Source organism: Methylobacterium sp. D53M (assembly GCF_053345625.1).
Genome location: NZ_JBKFAL010000021.1, coordinates 1 through 15866, shown reverse-complemented (window position 1 = coordinate 15866; position 15866 = coordinate 1). Strand labels below are relative to the sequence as shown.

Annotated in this window: 12 protein-coding genes and 2 pseudogenes; 11 read left to right on the top strand and 3 right to left on the bottom strand. The window is 71.3% G+C overall.

Annotation, left to right across the window (positions count from 1 at the left end; genetic code table 11):
* The first annotated feature begins 66 nt into the window (after positions 1-66).
* The 4 genes from sorA (at position 67) to ACLBYG_RS23785 (ending at position 5721) form a co-directional block, all read left to right on the top strand.
* Positions 67-1272, top strand: coding sequence for a SorA family sulfite dehydrogenase catalytic subunit (sorA, locus tag ACLBYG_RS23800; RefSeq protein WP_447683111.1), 1206 nt, complete (start codon positions 67-69; stop codon positions 1270-1272).
* Positions 1273-1285: 13 nt separating this feature from the next.
* The gene (gene sorB, locus ACLBYG_RS23795; protein ID WP_447683110.1) at positions 1286-1618 is read left to right on the top strand and encodes a SorB family sulfite dehydrogenase c-type cytochrome subunit; all 333 of its coding nucleotides are present in this window, start codon (positions 1286-1288) and stop codon (positions 1616-1618) included.
* A gap of 28 nt (positions 1619-1646) precedes the next feature.
* A complete protein-coding gene (locus tag ACLBYG_RS23790) occupies positions 1647-2771 on the top strand; it encodes a YeiH family protein (RefSeq protein ID WP_447683109.1) in 1125 nt (374 codons plus the stop codon).
* 619 nt (positions 2772-3390) lie between these two features.
* Positions 3391-5721: a putative bifunctional diguanylate cyclase/phosphodiesterase gene (locus tag ACLBYG_RS23785; RefSeq protein ID WP_447683108.1), complete on the top strand. Its 2331-nt coding sequence runs from the start codon at positions 3391-3393 to the stop codon at positions 5719-5721.
* On the opposite strand, the gene ACLBYG_RS23780 is transcribed toward ACLBYG_RS23785, so the two are convergent.
* Positions 5710-6723: a crotonase/enoyl-CoA hydratase family protein gene (locus ACLBYG_RS23780; RefSeq protein WP_447683107.1), complete on the bottom strand. Its 1014-nt coding sequence runs from the start codon at positions 6721-6723 to the stop codon at positions 5710-5712. The two genes, ACLBYG_RS23785 and ACLBYG_RS23780, sit on opposite strands and share 12 nt — an antisense overlap.
* A gap of 487 nt (positions 6724-7210) precedes the next feature.
* On the opposite strand from ACLBYG_RS23780, the pseudogene ACLBYG_RS23775 reads away from it, so the two are divergent.
* The 3 genes and pseudogenes from ACLBYG_RS23775 to ACLBYG_RS23765 form a co-directional block, all read left to right on the top strand.
* A pseudogene (locus ACLBYG_RS23775) lies at positions 7211-8110 on the top strand (MASE1 domain-containing protein); the annotation flags it as partial.
* A gap of 51 nt (positions 8111-8161) precedes the next feature.
* Positions 8162-8659, top strand: a complete 498-nt coding sequence (locus ACLBYG_RS23770; RefSeq protein WP_447683163.1) for a GGDEF domain-containing protein — start codon at positions 8162-8164, stop codon at positions 8657-8659.
* 146 nt (positions 8660-8805) lie between these two features.
* Positions 8806-9345 carry a L,D-transpeptidase family protein gene (locus ACLBYG_RS23765; protein ID WP_100251803.1) on the top strand — a complete coding sequence of 180 codons (540 nt, stop codon included), beginning with the start codon at positions 8806-8808 and terminating at the stop codon, positions 9343-9345.
* A 60-nt stretch (positions 9346-9405) separates the two neighbouring features.
* Here the strand turns inward: ACLBYG_RS23765 and ACLBYG_RS23760 are convergent, their stop codons facing one another.
* Positions 9406-10359 (bottom strand): LysR family transcriptional regulator, encoded by a 954-nt coding sequence (locus tag ACLBYG_RS23760; protein ID WP_447683106.1) that lies wholly within the window; start codon positions 10357-10359, stop codon positions 9406-9408.
* Positions 10360-10454: 95 nt separating this feature from the next.
* Between ACLBYG_RS23760 and ACLBYG_RS23755 the strand changes: the two genes are divergently transcribed.
* The 4 genes from ACLBYG_RS23755 to ACLBYG_RS23740 all read left to right on the top strand — a co-directional run bounded on the left by ACLBYG_RS23755 (position 10455) and on the right by ACLBYG_RS23740 (position 15589).
* The gene (locus ACLBYG_RS23755; protein WP_447683105.1) at positions 10455-11636 is read left to right on the top strand and encodes an alanine racemase; all 1182 of its coding nucleotides are present in this window, start codon (positions 10455-10457) and stop codon (positions 11634-11636) included.
* A 179-nt stretch (positions 11637-11815) separates the two neighbouring features.
* Positions 11816-12457 (top strand): HAD-IA family hydrolase, encoded by a 642-nt coding sequence (locus ACLBYG_RS23750; protein WP_447683104.1) that lies wholly within the window; start codon positions 11816-11818, stop codon positions 12455-12457.
* Between the two features lie 161 nt (positions 12458-12618).
* Positions 12619-13737: a metallophosphoesterase gene (locus ACLBYG_RS23745; protein ID WP_447683103.1), complete on the top strand. Its 1119-nt coding sequence runs from the start codon at positions 12619-12621 to the stop codon at positions 13735-13737.
* A 358-nt stretch (positions 13738-14095) separates the two neighbouring features.
* Positions 14096-15589, top strand: coding sequence for a diguanylate cyclase domain-containing protein (locus ACLBYG_RS23740; RefSeq protein ID WP_447683162.1), 1494 nt, complete (start codon positions 14096-14098; stop codon positions 15587-15589).
* Between the two features lie 75 nt (positions 15590-15664).
* On the opposite strand, the pseudogene ACLBYG_RS23735 reads toward ACLBYG_RS23740, so the two are convergent.
* Positions 15665-15866 (bottom strand): annotated as a pseudogene (locus ACLBYG_RS23735) (hypothetical protein); the annotation flags it as partial.

Genomic DNA, 15866 nt, shown 5'->3' with positions numbered 1-15866 from the left:
CCGCAGTCGAAGGCGGGGCGCGCCGAACCGGACCTCCGCTGCCACAGCCTGAACGGGGAGCGCGCGATGACCGATCGCGGAAGACGGGACTTCATGCGGCTGAGCGCTCTCGGCGCCCTCGCCGCGCTCGGGGGCGTGCCGCGCGCACGGGCGGCCGACGGGGGGACGCTGCCCTTCGGCAACGGCGAGCGGCCGCTCGTGGCCTATCCGGGCAAGCGGCCGCTCCTGCAGATGACCGCGCGCCCGCCGCAGCTGGAGACGCCGTTCGCGGTCTTCGACGGCGGCGCGATCACGCCGAACGACGCGTTCTTCGTCCGCTACCACCTCGCCGACATCCCGACCGAGATCGACCCGCAGGCCTTCCGCGTCGCCGTGACCGGGCAGGTCGAGCGCCCGCTGTCCCTGTCGCTCGCCGACCTCAAGGCGATGCCCCAGACCGAGATCGTCGCGGTCAACCAGTGCTCGGGCAATTCCCGCGGCTTCTTCGAGCCGCGCATCGCCGGCGGCCAGCTCGCCAACGGCGCCATGGGCTGCGCCCGCTGGACCGGCGTGCCGCTCAAGACGGTGCTCGGCCGGGCCGGCGTGAAGGCCGGCGCCGTGCAGGTCGCCTTCGACGGCCTCGACGGGCCGGTCCTGCCCGAGACGCCGGACTTCGCCAAGGCGCTGACCCTCGACCACGCCCAGGACGGCGCGGTGCTGATCGCCTGGGGCATGAACGGGCAGGACCTGCCCTGGCTCAACGGCTTCCCGCTCCGCCTCGTGGTGCCGGGCTACTACGGCACCTACTGGGTCAAGCACCTCGACAGCATCGCCGTCCTCGATCACCCCTTCGAGGGCTTCTGGATGAAGACGGCCTACCGCATCCCCGACAATCCCTGCGCCTGCACCGAGCCCGGCAAGGCGCCGGACAGGACCGTCCCGATCGGCCGCCTCAACGTCCGCTCCTTCCTGACGAACCTGACCGACGGCGCGCCGGTGAAGGCGGGTCCGGTCGCCCTGCGGGGCATCGCGTTCGACGGCGGCTCGGGCATCCGGGACGTCGCGGTCTCGGCCGACGACGGCCGGACCTGGAGCGCGGCCCGGCTCGGCCAGGATCTCGGCCCCTACGCCTTCCGCACCTGGACCGCGGAGGTCGATCTCGCGCCGGGCGTGCACGCCCTGCGCGTGCGGGCCACGGGCAACGACGGCGCGACCCAGCCGATGGAGCCGCGCTGGAACCCCGCCGGCTACATGCGCAACGTCGTCGAGACGACCCGCGTGCGCGCGGCCTAGAGGGAGGATCGGCATGTTCAGCACCCGCCCACCCCGCGCGTCGGTCGTCGCGATCGCCGCCGCGCTGGCCGCGACACCCGCGCTGGCCGCGCCCGAGACCTACGCGCTGCCGGAGCCGACGGCGCAGTTCCGGCCGGCCCCGGATGCCGCGCACGCGGCCGGCTTCCAGGCCGCGCAGGCGAACTGCCTGACCTGCCACTCGGCCGACTACGTCGCCATGCAGCCGCCCCGGAAGGGGCAGGCGTTCTGGGACGCCGAGGTCGCCAAGATGATCAAGGTCTACCGGGCGCCGATCACGGAGGAGCAGGCCCGGGCCATCGCCGGCTATCTCGGCGCGGCCTACTGAGCGCCGAGACCGGGCAGGAGGCCGCGCGATGACCGTCAGAACCGCCGTACCGGACCGGTCCGGGGCCGCGCCGACCGGGTCGCGGGGGGCCTCCGCCTGGGCCGGGGCGACCGGCACCCTGATCCCGGGCCTGCTCCTGTGCCTGGGCATCACCGCGGTGGCGCAGGCGCTGCAGGCCGGCGAGGAGCACCTGACCGGCCATCCCTATGTCGAGGCCCTGGTCCTGGCCATCCTGCTGGGAACGGCCGTGCGGACCGCCTGGGTGCCGGGCGCGCGCTTCAAGGCCGGGATCGCCTTCTCGGCCAAGCAGGTGCTGGAAGTGGCCGTCACGCTGCTCGGCGCCGCGGTCAGCCTCGGGGCGATCGTCGCCTCGGGCCCGGCACTGCTGGCCGGCATCGTCGGGGCGGTGGCGCTGACCATCCTGGCGAGCTGCGCGCTCTGCCGCGCCCTGGGCCTGCCGGTGCGCATGGCGCTGCTGATCGCCTGCGGCAACGCCATCTGCGGCAACTCGGCGATCGCCGCGGTGGCGCCGGTGATCGGGGCGGACAGCCGGGACGTGGCGGCGGCCATCGCCTTCACGGCGGTGCTGGGCGTGCTGATGGTGCTGGGCCTGCCGCTGTTCGTGCCGCTCGTCGGCTTCAGCGAGCACCAGTACGGCGTGCTGGCGGGCCTGACCGTCTACGCGGTGCCGCAGGTGCTGGCCGCGACCGTCCCGGTGGGCCCGCTGGCCACGCAGGTGGGCACGCTGGTCAAGCTGGTCCGGGTGCTGATGCTCGGGCCGGTGGTGCTGGCGCTCTCGCTCCTCGCCCCGCGCCTGCCGGCGGCGGGAGCGACCGCCAAGCCTGCCGCGGGGAGCGCCCCGGGGAGCGCCCGGCGCCGGCCCGGCTTCTTCAAACTGGTCCCGTGGTTCATCCTCGGCTTCCTGGCCCTGGCGAGCCTGCGCTCGCTCGGGCTGATCCCGGACGCCTGGGTCGCGCCGATCTCCCGGCTCGCCGGCTTCCTCACCATCGTGTCGATGGCCGCACTCGGCCTCGGGGTGGACGTGCGCGTGCTGGCCCAGGTCGGCGGCCGGGTCACGGTGGCGGTCACCGCCTCGCTCGGCGTGCTGCTGGCCATCGCCGTCCTGCTCATCCGCGGCCTCGGGATCGGCTGAGCCGGTCGCCAGCGGCGCGCCGCACCCGCCGGCGTCCACGCGCGAGTGGCCCGGGCTCCGCGAGCGCGATCGCGCCGGGGAGGCGGCTCACACGCAACGGCGGCGGTCGCATACGGCGGACAGCGATGTCGCGCGCTCGGGAGCGCGAAAGTCCTCGACGAGACGACATCATCCGGGCGCCGATGTGGACGTCGAGCGCGCAACGGGATCGGCGGTGCCACGATGCCGCCGGGGCAGGATCGCGCGATCGCCGCGACGTCTGACGAACAGGCAGACGTCTTCGCGCCGAACGCGGCCGAGCAAGACGACAGCTCCGAATGTGGGGTGTCCGCGGCGCAACGCCCGACGGGATATGAGTGAACCCTCCGCGCCCGTCCCGTCCGTACATGCGCCGGACTGCCCGGCGCGGCACCGATATTCGGCCTCGTGAACGACGGAGATCACCGAATATTTGCGCAGAGGAGACAAATATTCGAAGCAGAGTTTTGCCCCGCGCGCGCCGTTAACCACGGTTTTCAATATTTCTGAAATTCTACGCCGCTAATATGCGGATATAACCTGGGATTGAACTGCTACAATGATGACCCCCTCGACGAGAGCGAAGTAGCGAGACGCCGCGTTGGGACTGTATTCCAAGCTGCGGGCCGCACTCGCTGAAGATGCCCTCCTCGCGCGCGGCGTGAAGCGCTCGCTCGTCGACGGGCTGTATCAGCCCTTCGCGTCGCTCGCGGTCGGCGCCGCGTCCGGGACGATCGTCGCCACGGCCGCGGCGTTCTGGTCCGACGATCGCGCGATCACGGTGACCGCGTTCGCGGTCGGCCTGATCGGCCTGACCCGCATCGTACTGGCTCGGATCTACCTGACGAAGGGGCCGCAGAAGCACGATCGTTACGAGCTCTGGGAGACCTACTTCTCCCTCGGCGCGTTCGCCTACGCCGCGTCGCTCGGCATCCTGTCGTTCCTCATCACGACGCGGTCGTCCAACCTCGCGCTCCAGGTCATCACCCCCACGTTCACGATCGGTTACGCCGCGGGCATCTCGGGCCGCAATGCGGGCCGCCCCCTGCTGGCCATCGCGCAGGTGCTCCTGTCGGCGATGCCGCTGTCGGCGGGCCTGCTCGTGTCGGGCGACGGCGAGCGGGCCTCGCTCGGCATCCTCTCGCTCCTGTTCGCCTACGGCATGATCGACATCACGCTCAGCACGCGCGAGATCATCGTGTCGGCCCTGGTGACGACGCGCGAGAAGGAGGCGCTCGCCGAGAAATTTCAGGCCCAGGCCAATCTCTTCGACATCGCGTTGCGCAACATGTCGCACGGGCTGTGCATGTTCGACGCGCGCGGCCGGCTCCAGGTCTGGAACGACCAGTTCCTCTCGATATCGGGCATTCCCTCGAACCGCATCCACACCAATTCGACAGCCAAATCGCTGTACGCATTGAGCCGCGCCATCATCGATGAGCGAACCGCGGGGCGCGGCGCGACGCTCTCGACATTCTCGGCGGCGTCGAACGCGTTGAGGTCGGGAAACCTGGTCCTGATCCTCCCCGACGATCGCGTGGTCTCCCTGATGCAGCGGCGGACCGCCGAGAAGGGCTACGTGATCATCTTCGAGGACATCACCGAGCGGCGTCGGAGCGAAGCCCGCATCCAGCAGATGGCGAGTTACGACGATCTCACCGGCCTGCTCAATCGCAGCAGCTTCAAGGCCAAGGTCTCCCAGGCTCTGCGAGCCAGCGCCAGCAGCAAGGGCGATTTCGCGGTCCATCTGCTCGATCTCGACCACTTCAAGGTCATCAACGACACGCTGGGGCATCCGGCCGGAGACAGATTGTTGCAGATGGTGGCGGACCGGCTGCGCGGGATCGGGGCGCTGTCCGGATCGGTCGCCCGCCTCGGCGGCGACGAGTTCGTCATCGTCCAGCAATCCGTCACGTCGCCGGCCGTCGCGGAGGATCTCGCGCAGCGCGTCCTGCACGAGCTGGAGCGACCTTTCGATATTGACGGCACTCACGTCACGGTCGGCGCCTCGATCGGCATCGCGATCGCCCCGTTCCATGCCAACGACGAGGACAGGCTGCTGAAATGCGCCGATATCGCCCTCTACGCCATCAAGGGGGCCGGCAGGAGCGGGTTCAAGATCTTCCAGCACGAGATGGAAGCGGCCACGCGCGCGCGGCACGCCCTCGAGTCCGATCTCCGAGCCGCCCTGACCAACGGCGAACTGGAGCTGCACTATCAGCCGATCGTCGACGCGAGCACCGGGGCGATCGTGAGCTGCGAGGCCCTGCTACGGTGGCAGCACCCCGTCTCCGGCTACATCCCGCCGTCGGATTTCATCCCGGTGGCCGAGGACACGGGGCTCATCGTCCAGCTGGGCGACTGGGTTCTGAACGAAGCGTGCCGCGAGGCCCGGAACTGGCCGTCGACCGTGAGCGTCGCGGTCAACATGTCGCCGCGTCAGTTCGGTGATCCGCAGCTGGCCTTCCACGTCATCGGCGCGCTGAACCGCTCCGGCCTCCCGGCGCATCGCCTGGAGCTCGAGATTACGGAGAGCGTGACGCTGGGCGCGACGCACAAGATCGTCGAGACCATCCACACGCTCCGCCAGCTCGGGATCCGCCTGTCGATCGACGATTTCGGAACCGGTTACTCGTCCCTGAGCTCCCTGAGAAACTTCGCCTTCGACAAGCTGAAGATCGACCGGTCGTTCGTGTGTGACCTGGACAGGAAGGCCGAGTCGACCGCGATCATCCGGGCGATCGTCGGGATGGGAAGGAGCATCGGGATGGCCATCGTCGTCGAGGGCGTCGAGACGGAGACGCAGCTCTCCATCCTCCGGGCCGAGGGCTGCGATCTGATCCAGGGCTACGTGTTCAGTCGTCCGGTCGCCGCACCCCAGATCCGGGCCATGCTCGCGGCCGCGGAGCCCGTGACGAAGCTAGCGAGCTGACCCCGCCGGCCCCCGCGCGGTCACCGTGCGGGCCTGAGCGGCCTGGGCTCTTCCCCTGAGCCTGTCCTGAGCCAGGACGAGCCGCTCCATGATGCTCAGATCCCTGTCCGTGAGATTCATCGCGGCGGCCGCCCAGACCGAGACGATCTTTCTCAGCTCCTCCAACGATATGCGATTGACCTCCCGGGCGGCTCGATAGATCGCCTGCTGCCCGTTGCGGCGCCGGTGGTTGCCGGCGATGTACGCGCGCACGGCCGCCTCGCCCTGGCCCCGCTCGGCGAGGACGTGAACGATCCCCAGTTCGTGCATCTCCTCCGCGGTGTAGGTTCTCCCATCGAGGATCATCTCCTGAGCCCTGATGGTCCCCAGACGCCGGGCGAGGAAGCTGTAGGCCCCCATACCGGGGAAGAGCCCGAAGAGGATCTCCGGGAAGCCGAACTTGGTGCCCTTCTCGGCGATGATCACGTCGAACGAGAGCAGGCCCTCGAACCCCCCGCCCAGCGCGTCGCCCTGAACGAGGCCGATCGTGATGATCGGCAGGTTCAGCGCGTTCATGTTGCGATGAAGAACATCGACGCACGCGTTGCCGTAACCGACCAGCGCGGCCTCGTCGCCCGCGCGGATCTTGCTCGCGAACAGGCTCAGATCACCGCCGAGACTGAACACGCCGGGAAATCGTGAACCGAAGACAAAGTAATTCAGGTCGAGGCTGCCGTTGCCGAAACCGCGCTCGATGCCATCCTGAAGCCGGCTGAAGTCGGCCAGCATCTCGGGATTCTGGCACGGGCGGCCCTCCGGGCGCATGAAGGCCCACAGGGTGCTGGTGTCGGTTTCGAGATTGACTTCGATCTGAGCGAGTTCGGAAAGGCCGTGATCGGGAGACGAGACGGTCGGCGCGATCCGCTTCTCGCTCGGCCGCCGCGCGGCCGTCGGACGCCGTCGCAGCGGCACAGGACCAGGGTATGGCACCAAGTCTTTGGCGAGACCTGTAATAGACGCCATCGTATTCGGATCCGTTAAGTGATCCTTAACCGTATCTCAGCCGGCGTTGCGGAGCTAGGCAGCCGGAGCGGCCCTCCTCAGATAATTAAGCTTTGGTTAATGCCGGCCTTTTAGCCACCTTTGCTTGCGAGGCGGGCCTCTCCGGACGAGAGGCCCGCCGACGCCCCGGCGGCTGCCCTGACCCTCGACCTCCACGGCCTCGACGGCGCCGGCTCGGTCCGGCGGGATCGCGGACGGCAGGCGTGAAGCGGCACGCCCGCCGCTCCCGCGCGAGACCGGGTCCGCCGCGGGGACGAGCGGTCAACCGCGCGACGGACGCCTCAGCGGCACCCCGTAACGGCTCCGATCTCCGATCATGCGAGTCGGCGCAATGCTCGCTGCGCCGATCGCCGATCATGACGATTGCTGTCTCCATCCCCAGCAGTTGTATTATATACGAGTAGCGTACCAATAGTTGCACAATCTTATCTGTTCGTTATAAATTTTCATGTCTATCGAGACCATGATCCGAAAGCGATCCGACGACGAGAGCGACGAGAGGCCGGCACTCTATCTATGGTTGACGACAGCGTTTCTCTATTTCTGCACCGCAGCTTCGACACTGAGCCTGGCCAGTAGCGGACACGACATCGCTGCCCTATGGCCGGCCAATGCCATTCTGGTCGCCCTGCTGCTCTCTCATGACAGGGTCCGATCGGGCACGGTGCTGAGCGCCGGATTGGCCGCGAACATCGCGGCCAATGTCCTGACGCGGGGGACTTTGATCGGCCCCTTCCTGTACAGTCTCGCCAACCTCGCCGAGGTGATGTTGGCCGTCCGTCTCCTGCGAAGGACCTACGAGCAGGACGCCCTGCTGCAATCCACGAGATCCGCCCTGCGGTTCCTCGCGATCGCGGGATTGCTGGCACCGGCCGCGAGCGGCGTCCTGGGAGGCTAGACGGCGCATCTCGTCTTCGGCGAGCCCCTGTTGCGCTCGTTCGGCACCTGGGTCGCGAGCGACGGCCTGGGACTCATCGTCTTCACGCCCTTCCTGCTCTCGCTGTTCCGAGGCGATTACGCGCGTGCGCTCGCGGAGCGGAGCTGGCGGGACCGGCTCGAAGCGGCCGCCTTGCTCGTCCTCGCAGGCTCGGTCGCGTACGCGACCTTCTTCTGCACCAGCCGCCCCTTGCTGTTCCTGATCTTCCCGCCCCTCATCCTGATCGCTTTCCGGCTGGGCCGCCTGGGTGTCACCGCGGCCGTGATGGTCGTGGCCGTCATCGGAGGCGTCGCAACGATGTACGGTCGCGGGCCGATGGTCCTGATCGCGGCCGACGCCGTCACGCAGGCGCAGGCGTTCCAGGTGTTCCTGGCCTTCATCCTGCTGACCTGCCTGCCCGTCGCGGCGGAGGTCTCCGCGCGGGCGCGGCTCACGGCCGAGCTGGCCGCGCACGATCGGGAGATGACGAGGAGCGCCTTCACCGATTCCCTGACAGGACTGCTCAACCGTGCGGGCTTCGAGCATCAGATCGAGACCATCCTGCCCGTCAGGGCACTCCCGCCCGTCAGCCTGATCGCGATCGACATCGATCACTTCAAGCAGATCAACGACCGCTGGGGGCATCCGGCGGGCGATCGCGCGCTCGAGATTCTCGGATCGCTGCTCGCATCGCAGATCCGCCCGGGGGATCTGGTCGCGCGCCTCGGCGGCGACGAGTTCGTGATCCTTCTCCGCGAGAGCGACCTCGCGCGCGCCAGGGCGGTGTGCGAGCGGATCCGCGCGAGCGCACGCGCCTTGCCGTTCTCGACCGGTGCCGGGACCGAAGCGCCGGTCAGCCTGAGCATGGGCCTGGCCGTCGCGCGCGTGGGCGAGGGCTACGAAGCGCTGGCTCAGCGGGCCGATCGAGCTCTGTACGAGGCGAAGCACGCCGGCCGCGACGCCCTGAGATGGGCCGCCTGACTCCGGGATCGACCCTGAGCGCTCCCGCCGGCCGGCAGCCGCGGCAGCCGGCCCGCGACCTCGCGGCCGCGCGGCTCATGCCCGGACCGGCGGCGATCCAAGCCCGGCCGTTTGGCCGCGAACCGCCTGTCCCATAGGATCGGCCGATGAGACGCCGCTACCTCGTCGGATCGCTGCTGTGCGTCGCGCCGCTCGCCCTCCTCTTCGGCACGGCCGACGGGCCCGCGGGCTCCACGGCCCCCGGCCTGGTGCCGCAGGCCGAGCGCGCTGATCTCGTCCGCGTGGAGAAGGCGCAACGGCGCCTGACGCTGCTGCGCGGCGGACGCGTCCTGGCGGTCTACCGCGTCTCGCTGGGCTTCGCGCCGATCGGCCCGAAGGCGAGGGAAGGCGACGGCCGAACACCCGAGGGTCGCTACCGCATCGCGGGCAAGAACCCGGACAGCATCGCCCACCTCGCGCTGCGGATCTCCTATCCGGACGCCGCCGACCGCGCCGCGGCGTCCGCGGCCGGCGTGCCGCCCGGTGGGGACATCATGATCCACGGTCTGAGGAACGGGTTCTCCTGGGTCGGTCGCCTGCATCGTCTGATCGACTGGACGGATGGCTGCGTGGGCGTGACCAACGCCGAGGCCCGCGCGATCTACGCGCGGGTCGAGGTCGGCACGCCGATCGAGATCCGGAGCTGAGCGGGATCGGGCGTCGTCGGGCGGAGCGTTCGGGGCCGGACGGCGCGCGGCCGGGGCGCCTCAAGGCGCCGCATCCCCGGCGGCCGCGCCCGGCCCCGCGGGCGGGCGCCACGGGAGCGGATCGAACGAGCGCCGGAGCGCCTCGAGGAACCGCTCCGTCCGGGCCGCGCGCGACCGCCGTTCCGAGCCGAGCAGGGCGACGACCGGCGCCGACGGCAGGGCGTAGCCTTCGAGCAGGCGCGCCAGCCGCCCCGCGCGCAGGTCGTCGGCGACATCCCATTCCGAGCGCACGATCACGCCGAGGCCCGCGAGGGCCCAGCCCCGCACCACGTCGCCGTCGTTGCTGACCAAGGCCGCATCCACCCTGACGCGGACCTCGGCGCCCTCCGCCGCGCGGAAGCGCCAGAGCGTCACGTCCTCGTCGTTCTCGCGCAGCGCGATGCAGGTGTGATCCCGCAGGTCGGCCGGCACGCGCGGGGCCGGATGCCGGGCCAGGTAGGCGGGCGCCGCACAGAGGATCCGGTCGTTCGGCGCGAGGGCGCGCACGGTCAGGCTCGGGGTCGCTTCCCTGATCTCACCGACGTGGATCGCGAGGTCCCAGGTCTCGGACGGGATGCGGCCCAGGCGATCCGAGAGCAGCAGGTCGATCCGCACGCCCGGATGCCGCAGCCGGAACGCCGTCACGACCGGGGCCACGTAGCGGCGCCCGAAGCCGAGCGGGGCGACGACGCGCAGATGTCCGGTCACCGCGCCGACGCGCTCGGCCAGGGCGTCGGCGAGATCGTCGAAGGCGCCGAGGAGGTCGCGACCGCGCTCGGCCAGCAGCTCCCCCTCGTCGGTCAGCGTGAGGCCGCGGCCGGACCGGTCCACCAGATGGACCCGCAGCCGCTTCTCCAGGCTGCGCAGCCGCTGCGTCACGGCGGGGGGCGACACGTTCAGGCTGCGCGCCGCGGCGGCCAGGGACGGGCTGGCCGCGACCGCGACGAAGAAGCGGAGATCGTCGGTGTCGAGCATTAAGGCCGACCTTAATCCAGAATGCCGAACAGATTAATGGCGTCTCGCGGTCCGGCATGATCTGTCACCCGGAAGCGAGACAGGGAGGCGTGGACATGCCGGACACCGGAGTCGGGACGCAGGTGCCGTCAGCGGAGGCCGACGGGGCGTCGGGTCCTCTCCAGACACCGTGCCTCCTCCTGGACGAGGCGCGGCTGCGCGCGAACCTCGCGGGGCTGCGGGCGCACCTGGACCGGCTGGGCGTTGCCTTCCGGCCGCACCTGAAGACGGCGAAGTCGATCGACGTCGCCCGACTGGCGATGACCGGTCCGGCCGGCCCGGCGATCGTCTCGACCCTGCGCGAGGCCGAGTACTTCGCCGAGGGCGGGGTCCGGGACATGATCTACGGCGTCGGCATCGCCCCGCAGAAGCTCGCCCGCGTCGGAGCGGTCCGGCGCCGCTGGGGTGCGGACCTCGCCGTGGTGCTCGACTCGATCGAGCAGGCGGACGCGGTCGCCGCCTGGGCCGCGCGGACCGGCGACCGTCTGCCGGTCCTGATCGAGGTCGACGCCGACGGGCATCGCTCCGGCGTGAAGCCGGCCGACGCGGCGCTGCTGGTGGCGATCGGGCGCGCGCTCGGCGCGGGGGCGGACCTGCGCGGCGTGCTGCTCCACGCCGGCGACAGCTACGGCCTCAGCGATCCCGAGGCTCTCGCCGCGGCCGCGGAGGGCGAGCGCTCGGCGGCGGTGACGGCCGCCACCCTCCTACGCGCGGCGGGCCTGCCGTGCCCGGTGGTGAGCGTCGGCTCGACCCCGACCGCGCGCTACGCCCGGAACCTCGACGGGATCACCGAGGTCCGTGCCGGCGTGTTCATGTTCGGCGACCTGTTCCAGGCCGGGGTCGGCTCCGTCGCGGTCGACGACATCGCGGTGAGCGTGCTCGCCACCGTGATCGGGCACCGCCGCGACAAGGGCTGGATCATCACCGATGCCGGCTGGATGGCGCTGTCGCGCGACCGGGGCACGGCCCGGCAGGCGGTCGATCAGGGCTACGGCCTGGTCTGCGACCGCGCCGGCCGGCCCTACCCGGACCTGATCGTCGCCGACGCCAACCAGGAGCACGGCATCCTCGCCCTGCGCCCGGGCTCCCGCGCCGCCCTCCCCGACCTGGCCATCGGCGACCGTGTGCGCGTCCTGCCGAACCACGCCTGCGCGACGGGCGCCCAGTACGACCGCTATCACGTCCTCGACGCCGACGGGCGGGTCGCCGCCGTCTGGCCGCGCATCAATGGCTGGTAGGCGGCACCGACCGTGACGTCGCGGATCGGGCGCCTCGCGAGCGCCCGGCGGCGCCGGACGCGGCGGGAGCCCGCCCGGACACCGCGAGGCGCGTGACCGCCGCCCTCCTCGGCGCGGCCCGAGGCCCCCGGCACCGACGCCGCCCGATGCGGCGCCCGATACGGAAGGAGAAGCCCATCATGACAGCCCACCGGTTCGACGCCGTCCTGTTCGACCTCCTGACGGCCCTGCTCGACAGCTGGTCCCTGTGGGACTCGGTCGCCGGCAGCGAGGAGGCCGGCCGCCGGTGGCGGGCCGAGTACCTGCGGATCACCTACCGGACGGGGGCGTACCGGCCCTACGAGGATCTCGTGGCGGAGGCCGCCACGGCGGTGGGCCTGCCGCGCCGCCTCGCGGCGGACCTCGAGGACCGCTACGGCGAGCTCCGGCCCTGGCCCGGCGTGACGGAGACCCTGCAGGCGCTCGCGGCGCGCTCCGTGCGGCTCGGCGTCGTGACCAACTGCTCCGAACGTCTGGGTCGCATCGCCGCCGGCTGCCTGGGGGTCGAGCTCGACGCGGTCGTCACGGCGGAGCGCGCCGGGTTCTACAAGCCCGATCCGCGTCCCTACCGGCTGGGACTGCAGGCCCTCGGGGTCGAGCCGGCGCGCTGCCTGTTCGTCGCGGGCTCGGCCTTCGACCTCGTGGGTACGGCGCGGGTGGGGCTGGCGACGTACTGGCACGACCGCGTGGGCATGGCGGCCCCGGACGGCGCGTCGCCCCCGCTGGCGCACGAGACCACCCTCGATCCGCTGCGCGCCTGGTTCGATCCGGGCGCGCGCTGACGCCGACCTTCTCCGGGCGCGGCAGGGGGAAGGCGGGGCGGGCGACGGGCCGGCAGAGGGCACCTCCCGACCCGCGCGAGGCGACCGCATGTGCCGCCGCGCACCGGGCGGCCCGGCGCGAGCTTTGCCTTTCGGCCGTCGCCCGGTCCATGTAGCCGCCCATGATCCGCCTCATCCCCAGCCTGCCCGCGGCCTACGTCATCGCGCGGGTGGTGTGGCCCCTGCCGGTGCCGCTCGTGCTCAGGCTCGGCCTCGCCGGGCTCCTCCTGGTCGCCTCCCAGTACCTCCTGTGGAGCCGCCTCTCCTCCGGGTCGGTCTTCGCGCCCGAATTCCCGCGCCCGATCGTGATCCTGTTCAACTGGGCGTTCGGTGCGATCGCGCTGGCGGCGGTGATGCAGCTCGGCCTCGATGCCGTCGCGCTGATCTCGCTGGCGCTGCCCGGGGGCGGCTGGGCGATCCCGACCGCCTGGCGCATCGCGGTGGCCTCGACGGCCGCCGGCCTCTCGGCCGTCGCCGTGTGGCAGGCCGTGCGCGTGCCGCCCCTGAAGGACGTCCCGGTCGCGATCGCGGACCTGCCCCCCGGCCTCGACGGCTACACGATCCTGCACCTGACCGACCTGCATATCAGCCGCCTGTTCCCGGCCGCCTGGGCGCGGGCCGTCGTCGCGCGGGCCGACGCCCTCCAGGCCGACCTGATCGTCGTGACCGGCGACTTCATCGACGGTTCGCTGGAGGCCCGGCGAGACGACGTCGCGCCGCTGCGGGCCCTGCGCGCGCGCGACGGTGTCTGGGCCGTGCCCGGCAACCACGAGTACTTCTTCGACCACGACGCCTGGATGCGCCATCTCGCGGGCCTGGGGATCCGCGTCCTCGCCAACGCCCACACGATCCTGAGGCGCGGGGGCGACGCGCTGGTGCTGGCCGGCGTCACCGACCGCTCCGCGCCCGCCACGGGACATCCGGGGCCCGACCTCGACGCGGCCCTGGCGGGCGCACCGCCGGGCGCGCCGATCGTTCTGCTGGACCACCAGCCGGCCAACGCCGCGCGGGCCGCGGCGCGCGGCGTCGCGCTCCAACTCTCCGGCCACACCCACGGCGGCATGATCCGCGGCCTGGACCGGCTGGTGGCGCGCGGCAATTCCGGGTTCGTCTCGGGGGCGTACCGGGTCGGGGCCATGCGGCTCTACGTCAGCAACGGCACCGGGCTCTGGCCCGGCTTCGCCCTCCGGCTCGGGCGTCCGTCGGAGCTGACGCGGATCACCCTGCGGGCAGCCACCTGACGCGCGCGCGCCGCCGCGCGGCTTCCCGCACGGGTCAGCGATCCAGGCCCGGGAGGCCCCAGCGCCGGCCGAAGCCCGCATCGCCGGACACTCGGCTGTTTCCCCCGGGAGGGGCCATGTTCGTCGGAACGGCTACCCCGGGTCGCTGCCGGATCGCCCCCGCTCGGAAGCTGCCAGCCGGCTCGCGGGAGAAGAGCGGTGAGAGCGGCCCCTGCGCGCGTGCCGGACAGCGCCAGTCCCAGGACGAAGCCGGGCCTCGACGAAAGGTCAGGCCATCGCACCCTCGATTAAACCTTCTCGTCGTATCCCCCGGATACCCTCTTGGCTCCGGCGAGGTCGAACAGTGCTGCAGGGGACCATATCGAATACCCAGCGCGAGGCACTCCGCCAGCAGGCGCTGGCCGAGATCGCCCTCCTCGACACGCCGCCGGAGCGCGAGTTCGACGCACTCGCCAAGCTCGCGCAGCGCATGCTCGGCACCGGCATGTCCTCGATCACCCTGATCGACCCGGAGCGCCAGTGGTTCAAGGCGCGTTGCGGTCCCTTGGCGGCCGAGACGCCGCGTGCCCAGGCGTTCTGCCCCGTCGTGTTCGAGACGGAGGCTCCGCTGATCGTGGCGGATGCCAGCCTCGACCCTCGCTTCGTGGCCAGCCCCTTTGTCACGAACGCCCCGTACATCCGCTACTACGCGGGCGTGCCGGTCCGCGTCCGGCAAGCCGACGGCGACAAGATCACGATCGGCACGCTCTGCGTCCTCGACGAACAGCCCCGCGAGCCGACGACAGACCTGGAGGTGCTCGAAGAGCTGGCCTGCGTCGCGGAGGCCCTGATCGAGGCGCGCGCCGTGGCCCTGCGCGCAGCCGAGGCTGCCGAAGAGCGCCGGATGGCCGTCGAGGGCCTGGAGCGTGAGCGCCGCCAGTTCAAGCAGGCGGAGCGCATGGCCGAGATGGGCTCGTACCGCTACGATATCGAGACGCGGTCGACCTCCTGGTCGGACGGCGTCTTCGTCATTCACGAGCTGCCCGTCAGCGGCGGTGTGCCGATTGGCGCGATCATGAACTTCTTTCCCGAGCCCGATCGCGCCCTCTTCCGCGCGGCCGTCAGGCGCGTGCTGGACACGGGCGAGCCGTTCGAGATGGACGCCGATTTCGTGACCGCCAAGGGCAATGCCCGGCGCGTGCGGTGCTCCTGCGAGATCGAGTTGGTTAAGGGTAAGCCCGTCGCCCTCATCGGCCTGATCCAGGACATCACCGAACGGCACAGCCTGGAGCAGCGGCTTCGCCATCAGGCGCGCACCGATGACCTGACGCAACTCGCCAACCGAGCCGAATTCCACCGCGCGCTCGACGCGCGGCTGCGCGAGGCGCGCGCTTCCGACGACGATGTGGCTGTCCTCCTGATCGACCTCGACGGCTTCAAGGGCGTGAACGATCGCCTCGGGCACGCGGCCGGCGACGAGGTTCTGCGTTGCGTAGCCGAGCGGTTGCGCGCGCCCTGCTACGCCGGTTGCTTCCCGGCACGGTTGGGGGGCGACGAGTTCGCGATCCTGGTGCCTGCCGGCTGCGATGGCGCGGGCGTGCAGGCGATGGTGCGGCGCCTCCTGCACGACCTCGAGATGGTCGTGAAAGGGCAGGGTCAGATCGCGCGGGTGACGGGAACGATCGGCCTCGCGCGGTCACGAGAGGCCGGACAGGACCGCGACGTGCTGCTGCGCCACGCCGACGCGGCCCTCTACGCCGCGAAGCGTAAGCAGAAGGGGACGGCTGAAACCTACTCGGCCGCGACGGATCCGACTGCCACGCCGGTTCGCGGCGCGTCCGCTCTCGAGTTGGCTCCTCACCGACGCCTCTGACGCGGAGTCGGCCACACGACCCTCTGGCCCGGGTCCGGCGGACGAGGGCGCGGACGGGATGGGCGAAGGCGCGCGGAGATCGTCGCGCCGCCCGGAGCGGATGGCGAGGCGGCGGAAGCGCGCCGACCACGCCGGCGTGCGCGACAATCCAGCGGTGGCGTCCGAGATCCTCGCTGCCCTCGCCGCCGCGCCGTGCGATGCGCGGCGTGATGCTGCGGGATCGGCACGGGTGCCGGGAGCGACCCGGCCGCGACGAGGAGCGTGGCTCAAGAGGCCG